The sequence below is a fragment of the Paenibacillus sp. PAMC21692 genome (assembly GCF_014303795.1).
GTDB classification, from domain to species: Bacteria; Bacillota; Bacilli; order Paenibacillales; family Paenibacillaceae; genus Pristimantibacillus; species Pristimantibacillus agaridevorans.
On the sequence record NZ_CP060293.1, the window covers coordinates 6,143,137 to 6,161,054 of the forward strand.

13 protein-coding genes are annotated in these 17,918 nt (G+C 49.2%); 6 read left to right on the forward strand and 7 right to left on the reverse strand.

Going from position 1 to position 17,918, the window contains the following annotated elements:
- Positions 1 to 199 precede the first annotated feature (199 nt).
- Genes H7F31_RS25135 through dapA form a run of 5 tightly spaced genes read right to left on the reverse strand, consistent with a single transcriptional unit; the run spans position 200 to position 7,795 of the window.
- Positions 200 to 2,458 (reverse strand): helix-turn-helix domain-containing protein, encoded by a 2,259-nt coding sequence (locus H7F31_RS25135; protein WP_187101025.1) that lies wholly within the window; start codon positions 2,456 to 2,458, stop codon positions 200 to 202.
- Positions 2,459 to 2,497: 39 nt separating this feature from the next.
- The gene (locus tag H7F31_RS25140; protein WP_187101026.1) at positions 2,498 to 3,553 is read right to left on the reverse strand and encodes a sialidase family protein; all 1,056 of its coding nucleotides are present in this window, start codon (positions 3,551 to 3,553) and stop codon (positions 2,498 to 2,500) included.
- Positions 3,554 to 3,569: 16 nt separating this feature from the next.
- Entirely contained in the window at positions 3,570 to 4,733 is a 1,164-nt protein-coding gene (locus H7F31_RS25145; protein ID WP_187101027.1) for an iron-containing alcohol dehydrogenase, read from the reverse strand.
- A 4-nt stretch (positions 4,734 to 4,737) separates the two neighbouring features.
- Positions 4,738 to 6,888, reverse strand: a complete 2,151-nt coding sequence (locus H7F31_RS25150; RefSeq protein WP_261800125.1) for an MGH1-like glycoside hydrolase domain-containing protein — start codon at positions 6,886 to 6,888, stop codon at positions 4,738 to 4,740.
- Positions 6,860 to 7,795 (reverse strand): 4-hydroxy-tetrahydrodipicolinate synthase, encoded by a 936-nt coding sequence (gene dapA, locus H7F31_RS25155; RefSeq protein ID WP_187101028.1) that lies wholly within the window; start codon positions 7,793 to 7,795, stop codon positions 6,860 to 6,862. The genes H7F31_RS25150 and dapA overlap by 29 nt, the downstream gene beginning before the upstream one ends.
- 243 nt (positions 7,796 to 8,038) lie before the next feature.
- On the opposite strand from dapA, the gene H7F31_RS25160 reads away from it, so the two are divergent.
- Positions 8,039 to 8,725 (forward strand): GntR family transcriptional regulator, encoded by a 687-nt coding sequence (locus H7F31_RS25160; RefSeq protein WP_187101029.1) that lies wholly within the window; start codon positions 8,039 to 8,041, stop codon positions 8,723 to 8,725.
- A gap of 104 nt (positions 8,726 to 8,829) precedes the next feature.
- Here H7F31_RS25160 and H7F31_RS25165 read toward each other — a convergent pair whose 3' ends face one another.
- Positions 8,830 to 9,291, reverse strand: coding sequence for a CBS domain-containing protein (locus tag H7F31_RS25165; RefSeq protein ID WP_187101030.1), 462 nt, complete (start codon positions 9,289 to 9,291; stop codon positions 8,830 to 8,832).
- A gap of 145 nt (positions 9,292 to 9,436) precedes the next feature.
- Between H7F31_RS25165 and H7F31_RS25170 the strand changes: the two genes are divergently transcribed.
- The 5 genes from H7F31_RS25170 to H7F31_RS25190 all read left to right on the forward strand — a co-directional run bounded on the left by H7F31_RS25170 (position 9,437) and on the right by H7F31_RS25190 (position 17,040).
- On the forward strand, positions 9,437 to 9,976 hold the full coding sequence (locus tag H7F31_RS25170) for a PadR family transcriptional regulator (protein WP_187101031.1): 540 nt from the start codon (positions 9,437 to 9,439) through the stop codon (positions 9,974 to 9,976).
- 811 nt (positions 9,977 to 10,787) lie between these two features.
- Positions 10,788 to 11,948, forward strand: coding sequence for a YhgE/Pip domain-containing protein (locus H7F31_RS25175; protein ID WP_187101032.1), 1,161 nt, complete (start codon positions 10,788 to 10,790; stop codon positions 11,946 to 11,948).
- 21 nt (positions 11,949 to 11,969) lie between these two features.
- Positions 11,970 to 13,145, forward strand: coding sequence for a YhgE/Pip domain-containing protein (locus tag H7F31_RS25180; RefSeq protein ID WP_187101033.1), 1,176 nt, complete (start codon positions 11,970 to 11,972; stop codon positions 13,143 to 13,145).
- 554 nt (positions 13,146 to 13,699) lie between these two features.
- Positions 13,700 to 14,500, forward strand: coding sequence for a DUF2935 domain-containing protein (locus H7F31_RS25185; protein WP_397373042.1), 801 nt, complete (start codon positions 13,700 to 13,702; stop codon positions 14,498 to 14,500).
- Positions 14,501 to 14,634: 134 nt separating this feature from the next.
- Positions 14,635 to 17,040, forward strand: coding sequence for a leucine-rich repeat protein (locus H7F31_RS25190; RefSeq protein WP_187101034.1), 2,406 nt, complete (start codon positions 14,635 to 14,637; stop codon positions 17,038 to 17,040).
- 18 nt (positions 17,041 to 17,058) lie between these two features.
- Here H7F31_RS25190 and H7F31_RS25195 read toward each other — a convergent pair whose 3' ends face one another.
- On the reverse strand, positions 17,059 to 17,799 hold the full coding sequence (locus H7F31_RS25195; protein ID WP_187101035.1) for an SDR family oxidoreductase: 741 nt from the start codon (positions 17,797 to 17,799) through the stop codon (positions 17,059 to 17,061).
- Between the last annotated feature and the right edge of the window lie 119 nt (positions 17,800 to 17,918).

The following is a 17,918-nucleotide window of genomic DNA, read 5'->3' on the forward strand; positions in this document are numbered from 1 at the left end:
GATAAGGCTAATTATTGCAGGGTTAGAGTAACATTCAATCTCCCGTTTTCAACTCTTTGCGTGATTAGCCCCATTCGTACCGCATTCAATATGCAATATGCTCCATTCAACTTCAGCCGGAATTGGACAAAAAAAATCTCTTGCGTCCGCAATGGCTGCTGGCGCAAGAGATTCTTATCTATTTGGTCCCGATTTTTAATCATTCGTTTTTCTTGTGCTCGGTTCGATATTTGCCCGGTGTTTCGCCAACGACTTTTCGGAAGGTTCGGATAAACGCCGTCGTATTGTTGTAGGATAATTTCTCGGCGATTTCCGATACCATCATATCCGTTTGCTCAAGCCAAATCTTGGCTTGATCCATTCGGAACTGGGCGACGTATTCCGTAAAGTTCATGCCTATTTGCTTTTTGAACACGCGGCTTAAGTAGACGGGATGGTAGTTGAGCAGATCTCCGCACATTTCCAGCGATAGATCCCGGTCATAGTGATCGCGCACGATCTTTAGCATCTCGCCCGCTACATTGGCGAATTTGGATTGCTCGCGATTAAGCAGAAACGTAATAACCGGCGCGAACACGAATTCCCCGAACCACTTGCGGATCTCCTCCGTTTGATTAAGCTGCTTCCATTCGTCCTGAATAACGGAAGAATCAAACACCTCGGTAATCGGAACGCCGTGCTCTTGAATGAGTTCATATATTTTCGATAACAATTGCCTCATCAGAATTTGATATTCTTTGAAGCCAATTTGTTTGTGCGTGATCGCCTCCAGATATTTCTGGAAGGTTTCCTCCACTCGCGGCTGATCGGGAGGTTTAAAGGCTTGCAGCACTTGATTTTCCAAAGCCTTCAGTTCGATATAAGCCTTATTGTCGAATTCCAGGTTGTAACGCAGATCGTCATAGTGCAAAATAATATCGTTGCCCAGCACGAATCGGCTCTGAATCGCTTGCAATCCTTCCTTATAGGCGCGTTTGGCATCCGTTATGAGATCGAACGTATTGCTTATGCCTATGCTGACCTGCACGTTCAAATACTGGGCGACATTGGCTTTTAATTGCTTGGCAATGTCATAAAAATAAGCGTTGGCTTCCTCTAGCGTCGGCTTGTCGCAATAGACAATGCTGACTTGGGATTGATCCAGCAATATCGGCTTAAACCAGTTCGTGTCCTGTATAATATCTTCCGCAATATTATTAATTGCGTATAGCAGCAAGTCGCGGTCGGTTGCTTTATATTTGGTATCCGTTAACGTGTCAATCTGCAGCACGATAACCGCATAATACTTCCATTGAACGGAGAAGCCCAGCATCCTGCATTTGTACAGCCAGTCTTCCGGCGAATAATGATCCATAAACAATTGCAGCACCAGAAGCTCTCTCATTCGCGGAAATTGCTCTTTGACCTGCAGCTGCAGCTTTTTCTCCGAATGAAACATCGTTTTAAATCGTTCTTCTATGACGCTAAACTCGTTATGACTTTTGTCTTTGGCATCGCTATATTGTTCGCCGCCCAAGTATTCGAATAATCGTTTGATGGGAGAATACAATCTTCGGCTTCCATAATAAGAAAACACCGCCACGAGCAGGAACAAGGAAAGACAAGTGATGATCGTAATATCCGTAATCTTACTTGTTTGCTTTTTGATCTCCGTCATGGATTCGAACGACATATAGATCAAGTCGTTGTACGACGACCGGATATAAGCAATGCCCCAGTCCTGACCGTTCATCCTGGCTCCGACAAATCCATTTGCCGTGTCTAATAAAGGCCGAAGTTCATCGGCATCCACCGCCAATTGCCCGGGCCCGGCAACAATAGGCTCATATTCGGCATCAAGCACGATCGCGTGTCCGGGTTGATCTTCGAAGAGAGAGCGGAATAAATCATTCCTGAACATCTCAATGACAAGTATGCCATCGGCATTATTGGAATTCAGGTATAAAGGAAGCTTGACGATTAAATTCACCGTATCTGACGATAGCGGATTATCGGCGAACACCCAGAACATCTTCTTCGGATTTTGCGCGGCCGCATTTTTTAATTGCTCGGCATGTTCGAATTGGTTAAGCTCGTAAAAACCGTTGTTGCGAATAATCCAATTGTCCTTAAAGTGGATCAGATAAACTTCCTTAATGCCATCGTTCGCTTGAAGAGTATACAGCCCTTTGGACAGATCCCAAATCTGTCTGTAATCCTTGTGCGAAATTTCTCCTCTTATCGCTTCAAGAACCAAAGAAGACCCCGCATATTGCAATGCGGAAGCCTCCAGATTCATAATCATTTGTTCCACTCTCAGCTGGTCTTGCTTCAGGATTTGAATATTGGATTGTTTCACTCTATCCTCAATATCCTTCGAAGCGATCCAATACGAGACGAAGCCCACGATAATAACCGGAATGATGCCAATCAATAAAGCAATCACAAGTATTCGATACATATAATTGGGATATCTCATGAGACCCTCCAGTTGATTATCATAGAAGCACAGCTCGTCTTATCGAATAATTCCCTCATCCAGCTTATAGTATTTGATCCCTTTACGCAAATACGTAAACGCCACATGGATCGCTCCATCCCTGCTCTGCAGAATCGATGGATAAGAATAACCGATCTCGTTTTCCCAATATTCTTGATCTGCGACTTGCAGATCGAGCTTGCGAGGCCAGGTCTCCCCTTCGTCCTGGGATATGGCGATCGTTAAGGGAGTTCGCAGCGCCTTCTTAAGCGTCTGACCGTTTTTTTCGTACCAGCGGAAATTATTATTTTCAAGGCTTGCCGGGTTATAAATAAGCGCAAGATGATTATTGATTAATCGCACGACCTGCATGGATGAATTATTGTTCGGAAGCTCGCTCCGTTCCGGCGCTGTCCAGGTCTCGCCATAATCATGCGAACGGCTTGTATAGATCCGATCGGAATCGCGGCTGCGGAACATCGCGTACAGACTGCCATCCTGCAAAGATACGACGCTCATTTGGACGCGTCGGGACACCTCCGGTATCGGATGTTCCGTCCAAGTGCTTCCCTGATCCCCGCTAATAAATACGACGGCGTATTCATCCTCTTCCTTGCAATAATAAGCTGGCAGCAGCCAGTTGCCATTGTCCATAATGACGACAGGATGTCTCAGAAAGAAACCTGGACCGTCGAACATGATCTCCGGATCCGACCACGTATGGCCGCGATCGGCAGAAATTCGCCGCACGACTCTGGATGTCTTTTGATTATGCGGCTCATTGGAGGTGTGCATCAGCCATAACTCTCCATTCGGTTGTTGAAAGAGAACGGGATTCTGCTCGGACCGATCCGGGTCGCAGGATAATTCAACAGGCTCGGTCCACCCGGCAGCGCCCAGCGGCAGCCGCGACATGATGATATTGGTATCGGGATTGCCTTCGGCGCTCCCCGAGAACCACACGCATAGCAAGTCCCCTTGATCCAATTCGATCAAGTTCGCGCAGTGGCTCGTTAAATACCGAACAGGCAGATAAGCTTCTTCCACGCCCGGCTGATCCGTCTTCTTGCGGATGATTCCATCAAATCGGTTCATTTACATCTCCCCCTGTTTATCTGATTAGTTGTCGATAGATGCTCTCGATGTCGTCCACTGTCAGTTGCTTCGGATTGTTGTCCATCAATCGGGTAACCTTCGAAGCCGCGATGGCCAAGTCGGGCACATCCAGATCGGTGACGCCGAAGCTTCGCAGATCCTGTGGAATGTCGAGCGCGGACGTCCACTTCGTAATTCGCTCGAGTACGCGATCCGCCGCTTCCCCGGAGGAGCAGCGATGCGAATCCGTTATCCCCATAGCGGAAGCTGCAAGATTCATTCGATGCGCGATCGCATCCAGGTTAAACTCCAGCACATGCGGCAGCAGCATCGAATTCGCGACGCCATGGGGGATATTGAACTTCCCGCCGATCGGATAAGCCATCGCGTGCACGGCCGCGGTGCCCGCGCAGGTAAGCGCCATGCCGCCATACATCGACCCGAGCATCATCGCTTCGCGCGCATCCGCTTGATCGCCATGATGATACGCCGTTTCGATGTTTTGGCTGATGAGACGCATGGATTCCAGAGCAAACATATCGCTAAATGGATTGGCTTTGTTCGAGATAAACGATTCGAAGGCATGCGTAAAAGCATCCATGCCCGTTGCTGCCGTAATCGGTTTAGGCAGCCCAAGCGTAAGCAGCGGATCGATGATGACGAGTTGCGGCAGCAGGTAACGGCTGACGATTCCGATCTTGAGCTCTTGCTCCGGCAGCGTTACAATCGCATTGGGGGTTACTTCGGATCCCGTTCCGGACGTAGTCGGAATCAGAATCAAGGGAACGCCCGCCGCCGCGATTTTATCGATGCCCAGCATCTCTTCGATAGACATTGCATTAGTCGCCAAGACAGACAAAATTTTGGCGGCATCGAGCACGCTCCCTCCTCCGATCCCCACTACCATATCGTATCCTTCGTCTTTATATTTTTCGAATATCTCGATAATAGCTCGATCCGTCGGCTCCGGCCTCACATCCGCATTTAATTGGCATGCGATGCCCGATTGCTCCAGCTGTCGAACGACTGACTCCGCGTATCCAGCCTTAACGATGGACGGCTGAGATAGAACCAGCGCGGTTCGAACCGGCGGAAGCACATTCAAATATTCGTTCAGTCTCTCCAGCGTATGGCATCCCGCCGCAATTTTGTCGGCAGTTTGGAATTGATAAGGTCGCATAAGCTCATTCCTTTGTCGATGATCGTGGAAACGTATACTTCATCATCTGCAGTTGCTCGCTATGAAGCACCAATTCATTGTTTACGTATAAGCGATAACCTTGCTCCAAGTTCCCATCCTGCGAGGCTGAGATGTTATAAGTCACACGAATGGCGTCATCGTTAATTTTCACATTATTCAGCTCGAAATGGGTTAAACCGACATGTACAGGATCGAGTACGATTCCGTCCTCCTGCACGTTTAAACCCGCAATATGCCGGATCACGAGATCAATGTAGTACGAATGATTATAATCCACGTCATCGCTGATCGGCTCTCCCGTCATACTGTCATAATGCTCCACCAAATAAGGTTTGTCGAGGTCCCGCTGCGCGTAATGCAGCATGGAGTACTCTCTGAAGGCATGTCCGAACTCCTTGTCGTAGACATGCTCCCTTCGTTTGCTCTCCTCCGCCAGCGCATCCAGGATAACGCTGTTCGTATAAGGCCAAGTTGGACCATTCCAGACACAGCCGTTTCTTCCTTTAAAGAAATTGCCCTGCCAACCCCCTTCGGCCGAGAATACGGGACAATCCTTGGCAACAGACGGGAAAGGATTGCGTGTCCCAAAGTAACGTTCGTCGAAGAGATAGTCTAATCCGTTCTTGTGGCGGTCATCCGTCATTCCGGCCCAATACGGGTAAAATCCGACAATATTTTTGACAAAAGCCTTCCGGTTGTCTTTATAATGCAAATCGTAGAAAAATTGACTTTCCTCATCCCACATGCCGGATAAGACATCGGATTTGATTTGATCTGCCTGTTCTCCAAACCTCTCGGCCTCGGGATCGCCTAACGCCAGGCATAAGTTCATGACGCCGATGCAATTTAAATAATGATAGATCGAGCGATCGACGCGTTTGAGCGGCGTTACAAGCTCCGGATCCTTGCAGTTTTTCGGGAAGTCGTTAAAGTACCAATAGCTCGGCTGGTATTCCTTCCCCGTCCGATTATGTTTGTACTCAATGATTAAACGATCTTCCGCATTGCCCATCAACCGGCTTTCGCCATCTACCTGGCGCTTAAGGGAAGGCAGCAATTGCCGGACCATCTCCTTGTCCCGATGGATCAAATAATATTGATAGGCGCCCCATCCCATAAAATTCGCGTAAGAATGCAGCGTTTCATTGACTAACAAACAACGATAAAGGCCGTCGTCATCCTGGCTTGCCATCATATTTTTCCATATGCCATCCCCGTACGAACGATCCGGATACCATCTGGCTTCGAGCAAATGCATCGGAGCGGTAAGCGGAATAAGCTTCGAGAACTCCCAGCCATGCGGGGCAAATGGCGTCTTGGACATCTTATGCGAGCGCCCTTCGTAAAAAAGCGGGTATTGCAGCTGCCCTACCCTTGGATCGGCTAAATTATGCCGCATAAGAAACCAGCGGTAATGCCAGGTTTTGGTGATCAAAGGTTCGTTGCATGCGAACTGGGGCGCTTGATCAAACCAGCTCTGATATTCGGCTTGATGCGCCGGAAGGATATCCTCGGCCGGTTGTTCGAGGAAGGCGGCTGCCCGCCGTTCCAAAGCGGCGGCATCATCCTGCTCCGCGATGCCCATAGCCGCGGCAATGACAAGCCGAGCCTGCTGGCCCGGCGCCAGCTCCAACCCTTCGTAAAGCCTGTTATCGCTTAGTTTTAGCACAGTCCGTATGGCGAACGGATAACGTTCTGCCGAGTAGACGCCTGACATCATACCCTGATCCTTATTTTGCAGGATATGGGGGTCCGTCTTTAATCGGATGACGATGGCATCCGGGCCGCGATTTTCCCATGTTTGCACGGCTACCGCGCAATCGTTCCAGGTGACAAACTTATGCTCGCGCAATGACAACGAAGCGCTCTCATATTCGAAGGCCAAGTAGCTGGGATGCCAGTTCAGCTTGCAAGGCTCGAATACAGTCCCTTGATCCGATTCGACGGTGAACAACAGCGGAATATTCAATTTGTGAATAAAGTCTATCGCACCGCTAAAGCCAGGCTTGGGATCCAGATAATCCGCCCAAAGCCTGGCCCCTGTCGGGCCGAGAAGACTGGTTGTCGGCAGCGTCCTTAAACTTCTTCTGCCGCTCGCCAATTGATCATCGATCCGTGCGTTCAAAGCTGGCAACGTTTATCTCCTCCTTTGCGATGGCACCTGATTCTATATAGGCTTGGAGCATCTTTGCAACCTCGCGCTTTTGACTTTCGCCTAATCCCTTTACCGGGAAGCGGGCGGGTCCCCCCGGCAATCCCAGCTGGCTCATCGCTTCTTTTAATGCCGAAGGGATCGTTCCTAATTGAAAGGAGTTGCGAAGCGGGCGAATAGCGTCTTGAGCTTGTTGAGCCGCTTTCAGGTCACCGTTTGCCCAGTTGTTGTAGATCGATACGACAAGCCGCGGAAGCACATTCGAGGTTGCCGCGATAGCGCCGGTTCCGCCAGCCATCAACGTAGGCAGGATAAGAGAATCCGTCCCCGCCAATACCGCGAACGATTCATCAGCCGCGTCCAAAAGTTGCAGAATGACATCCATTCTGCCGCTGCTGTCTTTGATCCCGACAATATTCGATTCCCGAGCGAGTTTGGCTGCTGTTTGCGGTTGAATCGAGTTGCCTGTCTGATTCGGTATGTTGTAGAGAATAATCGGCAGATTAGTGGAAGCCGCAATCCGTTGGTAATGCAGAGTCAGCTCATCCTGCGAGAACGTTAGAAAGTAGGGCGTGATCACCGATACCGCTTCTACGCCTACCCGCTCCATCTCTTTCGTCAGAGAAATCGTTTCATCCGTGCTTATTCCGCCTGTTCCTGCATATACGGGAATTCGCCCGGCAGCCTCTTCGACGACAATCTCGGCAATTCTGACCTTCTCTTGCTTGTTAAGCATAAGAAACTCGCCATTCGTTCCAAGACAGAATAATCCATGCACACCCTGCTCGATAAATCGTTGTACAAGAACACGCAGGCCAGCCTCATCCAAAGTTTGATTTTCTGTAAACGGCGTAACCATTGCCGGTATGATTCCTGCTGGTTTGATCATTTTCCGCTGCTCCTTCAGTTGAATTAGTGTTGGAACAATCCAATTAACACGAATCGTTAAATGTTGTATACATCATTTATGAGTAGTTTATCGACATCCTTCCGGTCTGTCAACAAACAATATCGCTGCGCTCCTACATCTGGTATGTTGTATGCATCATTTACTTGGACCGATTTCCCATGTTACTATACAAGTTGAAACGGCTACGGCTACAATCATTTTACGCAAAGGAAGTTATTGCTCATGGATCTGCCTAAACTCGACAACTCCAACTTATGGGACAAAACGTATTCGGTGTTGAAAGAGCAAATTATACGCAGAACGTTTAAGCCCAATCAGAAAATATCCATACCTGAATTAGCGAACCAGCTAGGCGTCAGCCGCACGCCCATTCGGGAAGCGCTTAATCGTCTGGAGACCGAAGGTTTGATCAAAACCGTCTCCAAGGTCGGAACCTTTGTCGTAGCTATCGATGAGAAGACGCTGCTGGATATTATCGACACCCGTCTTATGCTCGAATACTGGGTGCTCGAGAATCTTCCAAAGCTAGCGTCAGATGAGATTAATGGAGCCCTGGCAAGTATGGAAGAGATTCTGTCGCTCACCGAAAGTACCATTCGCTCCTCTCCATTTGACTCCAATCAACTCGCCGAATACAATCTGGCTTTTCACCTTGCTTTTATTCGAATGGGTGGCAATCAAAGGAACACGGACATCTATCAGCAATTGATGAATTACCGCTTTTCGGCAGCAAAGTCTTCCCTCATCACCCGAACGATGGTGGAGACTGCACTCGAGCAGCATTACGCGATTATCGCATCCATTCGAACCGGCGATATCGCGCTTATGCGAGAGGCCATTTATACGCATCTTAACGATTCGAAAGTACGTTTGCTGGAGAATCTCAAAAACAATGGCGGAGTTATTTAGCGGCTAACGGTCATAATAAAAGGTACAGCTCTCAACATTATTGAGAAGACTGTACCTTTTGGCATTTATTATGAACTACCTTTTTAAATGCGAGTCGATACCTCTTAAAGCAAATTTTTGAAGGCGTGACGAACGACGTTGCCACGACTGATAATGCCAACGAGAACACCGTTTCTCACAACCGGCAGCTTCTTGATGCGCTTCTTCCCCAGAATAGCCGCTACATCCTCGATATCTCGATCCCAATCGATCGTGACGACCCGCTTCCGGGCAAGCTCCATGACATTGAGGTTAAGCAGCCGCTTCGTTCTTTCCTCGAAAGGCTCCTGATAATCTTCCAGCTGAATAACGAAGGCGTATGCGATCGCATCAAACATCCCCTGCTCCGACTTTCCGATAAATCGCATAATATCGCCGTCGCTGATATACCCGACGATCGCATTGGCTTCATTGACAACCGGCATGCCGCTGATGCCGTGGTCGATGAACTTCTCGATGACCATTCGGACCGTGTCCGTCTCCTTCACCTTGAATACTTGCGCATTCATCACGTCGCTTGCTTTCATCGAAGTCCCTTCCTTCTCTTTTGTCGTAACCCTCTAATTCTCCAATACTGTACCAGAATCTGATTTCGTGTAAAATAGAGCTTGAGACCTGAACGAACATCATCTTGATTGTTCAGGAAAACAAAGGGACGGAGGTCGCCAAAGCATGTCGCTGCAAATCTTTATTCTCGGAATCTTATGCGAGGGACACCGTCATCCTTATGACATCAAAAAGATGTTTAAACAAGAAAGTCTCGCTCCGGAAATCCGCATTACCGATGGCACGCTTTATTATCATTTCGAAGCGCTGACGAAACGGAAATTCGTCGAAAAAATGATGACCTCTCGGGAGGAGAACCGTCCGGAACGAACCTTATACGGCATTACCGAACTCGGTCGGGAAGCGCTTGTCGAGATGATCTACAAAAGCTTCCGTAGCTTTAAAGAGGTCAGCGATCTTTACCCCTGCATTCTGTTCATCCATCATGTGAGCCGCGAGCGGGTCGTTGGCATGCTGGAGGATTGTATTGAGGCCATGAACAAAAAAATCCGCCGATATGAGAAGATTTGGAACGATGTGCCTCCGGAATCCAATGAACATCCCATTGTTTTAAATGCAAAGAACTTGCAAGAGCATGCAATGAACAGGGCCAAGACGGACCTCGAATGGCTCGAAAGGGTGCTCGAACGCACCAGGTCCAATTAATCGCCAACCCTAATCGTTTTCTCAACATCCAATGACGCCGATCGCGGATAGCCGCGGACGGAAATCAATAATGACAATTTGTTCAAAAATGGCGCTCTTGACTCTTCGATCACCCCTTTTCATGAATAAGAGGAAAAACTCCCTCTAATGAACCCCTCTCCGCTCTTGCTTGCGCTTTAGAGGGAAACCCTCCCTCTAATCCAGGTCGAATCACGGCATTCGGGCAGAATCCCCCCGATTATATGGAGCTTTTCCCTCTAAGCCGAACCGATGGCCGGATTTGTCCATATTAAAGGGAGCTTTTCCCTCTATTTTCTGATGCGACATGCGGTACTCGACATGCGGACTCGACATGCGGTACGAGGCTTGCGACATGCGACATGTGGTACGCGGTATGCGACATGTGGTACGTGGTGTGCGACATGTGGTACGCGGTATGCGACATGTGGTACGTGGTGTGCGACATGCGGTACGCAACATGCTACAAGTGGTACGCGGTGTGTGACATGCGACATAAGCTTGGCCTCTCCTCGCACTTGCAGCTGCGGTGTCCGTTACATTTTTGAATTGATTCCACAGGTTGAGGATACGTCGCTGCTTTAGCCATATGCTTTCCTATACGTGAGCATAAACCGCGAAGACGCCCGATTCGGGCGTCTTTGCTGTTTCCAGGTCCGTCCGGGTCGAATACCCTCAAAGTCGAATTTGCCCTATTGACATGAAAGAGCTTACGCAGTTATTCTACAATTTATATTACCCTAATTAGAGTATTCAGTCTAGATTATTTTCATTGGAGAGGAGTTCAGAAGGAATGAAGAACATACTGACGCTGTTCAAGCAGAAAATGGTTATCGGCGGCATCTTTATGGCTGTCTTTTATCAAATCGTCTTTATCACCATCTACATGAGCGGTTACGGCGCGATGTCGGACAATTTGGACCAGCTCAGCGTTGCCATCGTGAACGAGGATAAGCAATATGGCAAGGAAATTGCCGATTCCCTGGCCTCCGAGCTTCCGTTCAAGCTCATTACGAATGTAAACCTTGCGGATGCACAGCAGGAATTGGACGATCGGGATCTCCATATGATTATCCATATTCCGGAGAACTTCACGGAGAAGCTCCAGACAGAGGGCGAGCAAGCTCCGCTGGATTTCTTCATTAACCAGTCGACTCCGGCAATGGTCGCTTCTTCGATGCAGCAAGTAGCGACTCAGTTGACGTCTACGTTGAATCAACAATTCGCCGTACAGAATGCCGAGCGGCTCCTGCTCGCGCATAACATGCCCGAAGAGCAAGCCAAGGCGCTTGCAGCCGGCATTGCGACGAAGCTCGCTTCAGAGATCAACCTGTCGAATCCGATTCCGGCCGGCATGCAGAACCAGGTGGCTCCGGTGTTCTTGTCCATGGTTTCACTCGTTGGCGCGATGATTTTCGCCATGCTGGGAACAGGCGCAGCCCAGAGCCTCGCCCCTTCCATGGGCAAATGGCATGCTTTCCTCGCCTTTCACGGGGTCAGCGCCATTGTCTCGGTCATTGCCCCGGTCGTGGGCCTAGCGATCGCATTCGGCTTTCATGGCTACGGCTTTGAAACCTTCTTCAAGATGTGGGGGCTGCACGCGCTCGAGATGTTCGCCGCAATCGAATTTATGGGTATTTTCTTCTTCCTTGCAGGGCAAGCGGGGATGCTGATCTCATTATTTTTTATCTTGGTTCAATCCATTACAAGCGGTTTAATGATGCCTCAAGCTATCATGCCCGACTTCTACCGAATCATTAGCTATATTTCCGTCATGTACTACAGCGGGCAATCCGACTTAAGTCTTATGTTCGGTGGGGGCAAAACAGGCGAGCACATCCTTGGCCTCGTTCTTATTGCCGCCGCGGCCATTCTGATTAATACGCTGATTTATTGGCGGAAGACGGCCGCGAAGCAGGTAGCCGAACCCGCTCGCGTCTTCGCAACCGATTAATTAAGAAATGAGGTGCCGTCCATGAGAAACGTTTTCGCTCTTTTAACGAATAAGGCCTTCGTCACCGGCTTTGTTATGCTGCTGATTTTCCAGTCCATGATGCTGCTGGTTTTCCTGCCGGGTTACACGGCCATTCCGAAGAATCTGCCCGGCTTGACTGTAGCTCTGCTCAATCACGACAAGGGAGAGTCGGGAGCGCAGATCGCCGAAGGGCTAAGCGGACAGCTGCCCTTTAAGCTGGATACTTCCTCCTCGCTTGAGCAGGCGAAAAAGGATCTGGACAATCGCGACATTCATATGATTATTCAAATCCCCGAGAACTTCTCGGAGAAGATTGGCGATATAAACGAACAAGTGAATCTGAACTTCTTCATTAACCAATCCAATCCGTCCACCACGGCGTCGACGATGCAGTCCGTCGTCACTCAGGCGACCGACGCGTTAAACGCTCAGTTTGCGGTTCAAACGATTCAAGGCACGCTGCAACAGCTGAGCGTCGGCGAAGAAGAAGCCGCGGCATTGGCAGCCGGCATTCCATCCAAGGTAGCCGCCAATATTGTGCTTACGAACGAGGTTCCGCCGGGCATGCACAATCTGATGGCGCCCATGTTCCTTGTCATGTCCATCTACACCGGCGCCATGATGTACACCATGATCTCCCTTAACGGCTTCCATGCGCTTAAGCGCAGGATGGGCAAGTGGCAATCGTTCTTCGCGCTTCAAGGCGCGCATGTCGTCGTATCGATACTCGCGCCGCTGGCCGGACTCGCCATCTACTTCCTGATGCAGGAGCATTCCGCGGCGTCCTTCTTCGGCGTTTGGCTGACGCATTCGCTGGAGACGCTGGCTTCCATTGAATTCATGACAATCCTCTTCATGCTGTTCGGCCAGATGGGCTCGATCGTCAACATTCCGATCATGCTGGTTATGACGATCGCGAGCGGCGCGGTCATGGCTCCGCAGATGATGTACCCCTTCTTCAAGTTTATTAGTCAGTGGACGGTTATGTATTATCCGGTTCATCTGGACTTCAACTTCCTCTTCGGAGGGGGAGGTACGGGAGAGCTTCTGCTCAAGCTGGTACTATATGCCTTCGTATGCATGGGCATCGCGCTGGGCATCCACTTCTGGAAATACAATAAGAAGATTGCGCCGCCTGCTCTCGGCGCGGCTCCGGCTGTGCAGCCTGTAAGCTAGGCATGACAAATCAGTGGCTGTCCCATACTTTGAGACAGCCCTTTCAAGGCATTCTATCGATTATCAAGTGCCCAGCGGCTTGCCTCAGGCGGGAGCGGAGTACGATTAGGGCCGGCTCGTATCGCTGATATTGGATCAGTTTGGTGGCAAGATCTCTGGCAACGCTCAAATACTACCGCTCCAGCCTGTACAGCTCTGTCGGGCACCAATGATAGTCGTTATTCTTGAACACTCCATACTGTCTATAAGAGAACGGAGCAGACCGCCGCTGCCATTCGGGTATCCGTTCAAAAGATCCACTTGCCGGACAGCCGCAATATACGCTTCCACCCAGTGCCCCTTGATGTCTGTGAAGCTTGATTCGCTTGCAGATAATGCGAGTCCCTTCAGCTTATGCGCGATAACGGCAATCTCCGCACTCCTACATTGTTTCCTCCCAATATAAATTACGGGCTCCACCAGTAGCCAAATTAATAACTCCAGATAGAGAATAGGACAAATTCTCCACTCATAAAGTACTCTAAAGATCATGTTTTAAAAGGGAGAGGCTGCCGTTGTTAGATCAGTCATTTGTTGCCCGTTCTTTAGAGGAAGTTCGGTTTTGGTCCCGAATTATGAAAGAGCATTCTCTTTTTCTTAAACTAGGGTTTCGTTGCGATGATACCCAATTAATTAATGAGGCCAATCACTTCTATGCCATTTTTGAAGCAATCGAAAACAAATCCAATGCATTTAACATCGGAACAGATCCCTCCGTGATTAAAAGATTCAACGAAGAAGTACACATAGCCGTTTCTTATATTTGGGCTTTTAAACTAAAAGTGCTCGGTTTAATACTGAGGTGCCAACTTCCTGGCGCAAACAACTTCCCCTTGTTGGTCGATCATGTTAGCAGAGAAGCCAATTATTTTAGAAATCGGTTATCGGAATTAAATGCCGGCAGGTTGGAGCCTCTCCCTGATGCTATTATTGACGAGAACGTATTCTTTTTAAGAATTATGGCCGATCACGCTAAATTTATAAGCCACTTGCTTGATCCTTCCGAGCGCCAACTAGTGGAACAAGCAAATAATTTTAGCCAGGAATTCGACACCTTGCTGTATCAAGCAAGGGATTTGGAATCGATGCGTCCAGAATCGCAAACGCTTCCTCTGCTCGACCAATTTTTAGATCAAAACAAGGTGTCGGTCAAATCGCTTCGCGACTTCAAAAAAACAGCCCGAGACATGATTGAAGCCTGCCGTATAAAAAGTATCATTCATCCGTTATTGGCGGATCATGTGTTTCGCGAAGCCGAACACTTCCTTGTTATCATCGATATGTTTGAAAATAGTTTAACGGGTAATTCTGCTTAATACTAAACCCCTCAGCCGATCATATGGTCGGCTGCTGTTATGTCTTCGTAACAGTATGAGGCTCGTTTCTTTCATAATTCTTTCATTGCCACCTGTTACACTATAAGCAAACTCGAGGTGGAAGGATGAAAGGTATGTTGCGAGGATTTGACTGGAGGAGACTGTTGCTGGCGGTAGGCGTTGTATGTTCCGTATGGTTCGTATCGGGAGGTGCCACTAGAGCCGATGCGACGCTTTCGGATTTCAGCTTCGACTATTATTCGGATTATGCCGAGATTTTTTATTATTATGGAACGGATACGGAAATTGTTATTCCGGAAACAGCGCGTGAACTTCCGGTGACGGCTATCGGCTATAGAGCGTTTAAGTGGATGAATCTATCAAAAGTTACTTTTCATGAGCGCCTTAAAACGATCGGAGACGAGGCTTTTAGTACAAATCAGCTAACGGAAGTCGAGATACCGGCTAGCGTGACATACATCGGGAAATTCGCATTTTGGCGTAATGCGCTGGAAAAAGTTATCTTGCACGAGGGCTTGCAAACCATCGATGCAGTGGCATTTGCTACGAATGACATATCGGAAATCGAAATACCCGCTAGTGTGAGCAGTATGGGAATGAATGCGTTTAGAGAAAACGGACTCACAAAGTTGAAATTAAATGAAGGGCAGCTGGAGGAAATCGGATATGGTTCCTTTTCTGACAATGCGATAACCGAAGTTGAAATTCCGAAAACCGTAAAAAGTATCGCTCATGCCGCATTTCGAGACAACGCGCTTAATAAAGTGATATTAAATGAAGGTTTGGAGACGATTTGGTATTCTGCATTTGAGAACAATGCGCTAACCGCCATAGTGATTCCGTCTACTGTAGATCTTATTCGAGGCAATGCTTTTTATAATAATGATCTTGCGTATGCCGTAATTCCTCCAAGCGTGACCACGATCGAGCGCGATGCGTTCAGTGAAAATAGACCCGACTTTACCATCATCGGATCACCCGGTTCGCCAGCGCATAATTATGCAATCGAATTCAACATTCCTTTTATAGATGCGGCAACGATACCTCTGCCCGATATTCGCTTTGCCCCTGATGGTCAAGACTGGGCGAGGACGGCCTCAACGACTGTGTCAGGCGATGATTACGGCATCTTCAATCTCAAGTATATCTGGACGATCACGGACCTTGAGCCCGCTCCGGAAGCAGAATGGCGCTCATTCGAAAGCGGCGACGAGATAGAACAATCCTCCGAAGGGGAATCGTTTTTGCATGTTCAAGGATTCCTGTTGGATCGAGCAGCCGCTTGGCGTTCCGAGCGCTTTCGGCTCGACAGGACGCCCCCGACGCTGAGCGTGGAGATGACCACTGGTCCATCAGCAGCTCCATATCTAAACGATACATGGAACGCATCGCCTGTTACAGTCCATGCAACCGCGTCCGACTCGTTAGGTGAAATCCGTGAAATCGTGGTTGAAACGGAATATGACTCGCAGAGTTCGGCAGCAGCCTATCCAGGCAACACGTACTCCGCAAACACGTACTCCGCAACATTCGCTGCCAATGGCACCTATCAACTGAAAATTACAGCTATCGATCAGGCAGGGAATGTATCAGCTGCAGAGCAACACATCGTAAAAATCAACATCACTCCACCCTCGTATGAGAAGTCCGGCAATGCCTGGCTAAAGGAACTGATCGTATCAACCGGAGAACTCGCTCCTGTATTTTCTGGAGACGTCTCGGAATATAATTTGCGAATCGACCCAGATGTACAAAGCATCACCATGACCATGTTGCCGGATCATGCACTGGCATCGACATCGCTGGGTGGACAAGCTCTCGGATCAGGCAGAGTAAAGGCTGATATCTCGCTGGAAGAGGAAGCCGACCTGTTCGAGATCGTGGTCACCGCGGAAAATGGGACCAAGCGAACATACAAGATTTTGCTGGAAAGAGACGAAGCCGAGCTTCCTCCTTCAGAAGCCGCGTGCTCCAAGCCATCCGCTTTCACCGATATCGCCGGTCACTGGGGAAAACCGTCTATCATCGAAGCGAGCTGTCGTGGAATCGTGCAAGGCTACTCGGACGGCAGTTTCGGGCCGGATCATCGCGTTACCCGCGCGGAATTCACCTTAATGATGGCAGCACTCTTTCAATGGGAAAGCGTCGAGTCCGTCCCCATGTTCGGCGATATGGCAGGCAAAGATCATTGGGCAGAGCAGGCAATTTCGCAAGCAGCGAATTCCTTCATCGTAACTGGATATCCGGATGGCACCTTCCGGCCGGAAGCGACAATTACCAGGGCCGAGATGGCCGTCATGATCGCCAAGGCACTCGAATTGCCAACGGATGCCGACCTCCTCTCGGATTTTACCGATAATGAGCAGATCCCTGCCTGGGCAAAGGGCGCCGTAGCTTCGATCCGCCAGCTGGAAATCGTCATCGGTCGCGGCGACAATCGCTTCGTGCCGGGCGGAGCAGCTACCCGCGCAGAAGCAACTGTCATGCTGCTTCGCATAGCGGAGATTAAGAAGAAATGATCGTATAAATCTAGTAGCCTAGCTGTTTTTCAAAATAGCTTCGGCTACGCCCGGAGCCAATCGGTTAAGCCAAGTTAGCAGTTTAACCTTGCCGATAGCAATTTCCAGCCGGTCGCGGCGGTACGATCGCCAAAACTCCGCGGCCAGCTGCTCGGCGGTTATTTTGCCTTTCCCCCTGCCGCTCGTCATAGCCGTGTCGACTAGCGGCGGAATAATCTCAAACACTTTTACGGGAGTCGACTCCAATTGATACCGGAGCGCTTTCGTAAAGATATGCAGTCCTGCTTTCGTCGCGCAATAAACCGGGGCGGACTTCTTGGGCGCGATGCCCAAACCTGATGAAATATTGACGATAGCGGTCTCCTGATGACGGGAAAGCAGCGGCAGCAGTTGGGCGATAAGTCTGATCGGCGCGATCAAGTTAATCTCCGTTTCCTCCTTGATTTTACCGTCAGTATCAAGTGCCTTCAAATCGTTGAAAGCGTAGTTGTGTTGGATTCCTGCATTGTTGATCAGCACGCTTAGATCGGGATGCTCTTCGCTCAACCACTTCACAAGCCTGTTCATATCCCCTTCCTGACTGATGTCGCAACGAATGACATGAACTTCCGGATAACGCGACTTCACCTCGGACAACTTGCTTTCGCTGCGGCCTGCGACGATCACCTTATTGCCATGCCTCACGAACTGCTCGGTCAAAGCCAATCCGATTCCCGAAGCGCCGCCGGTAATCAATACGGTATGTCCTGATGGATTCACAATAACAACCCCCTTCTTACGTAAAGTGTAGAACTTAAAGATGGAGATTTCCTTAACCTAGGTTTATTTTCGTCATTTTTTCTCATTCGGTCCAAGCGCCTCTTATCCGCTTTGGGCGG

Excerpts from the sequence above, each read along its gene's own strand:
- H7F31_RS25190 (WP_187101034.1), top strand. The coding sequence starts at position 14,635 with ATGTTGCGAGGATTTGACTGGAGGAGACTGTTGCTGGCGGTAGGCGTT.
- H7F31_RS25160 (WP_187101029.1), top strand. The coding sequence starts at position 8,039 with ATGGATCTGCCTAAACTCGACAACTCCAACTTATGGGACAAAACGTAT.
- dapA (WP_187101028.1), bottom strand. The coding sequence starts at position 7,795 with ATGATCAAACCAGCAGGAATCATACCGGCAATGGTTACGCCGTTTACA.
- H7F31_RS25175 (WP_187101032.1), top strand. The coding sequence starts at position 10,788 with ATGAAGAACATACTGACGCTGTTCAAGCAGAAAATGGTTATCGGCGGC.
- H7F31_RS25145 (WP_187101027.1), bottom strand. The coding sequence starts at position 4,733 with ATGCGACCTTATCAATTCCAAACTGCCGACAAAATTGCGGCGGGATGC.
- H7F31_RS25170 (WP_187101031.1), top strand. The coding sequence starts at position 9,437 with ATGTCGCTGCAAATCTTTATTCTCGGAATCTTATGCGAGGGACACCGT.
- H7F31_RS25140 (WP_187101026.1), bottom strand. The coding sequence starts at position 3,553 with ATGAACCGATTTGATGGAATCATCCGCAAGAAGACGGATCAGCCGGGC.
- H7F31_RS25165 (WP_187101030.1), bottom strand. The coding sequence starts at position 9,291 with ATGAAAGCAAGCGACGTGATGAATGCGCAAGTATTCAAGGTGAAGGAG.
- H7F31_RS25135 (WP_187101025.1), bottom strand. The coding sequence starts at position 2,458 with ATGAGATATCCCAATTATATGTATCGAATACTTGTGATTGCTTTATTG.
- H7F31_RS25180 (WP_187101033.1), top strand. The coding sequence starts at position 11,970 with ATGAGAAACGTTTTCGCTCTTTTAACGAATAAGGCCTTCGTCACCGGC.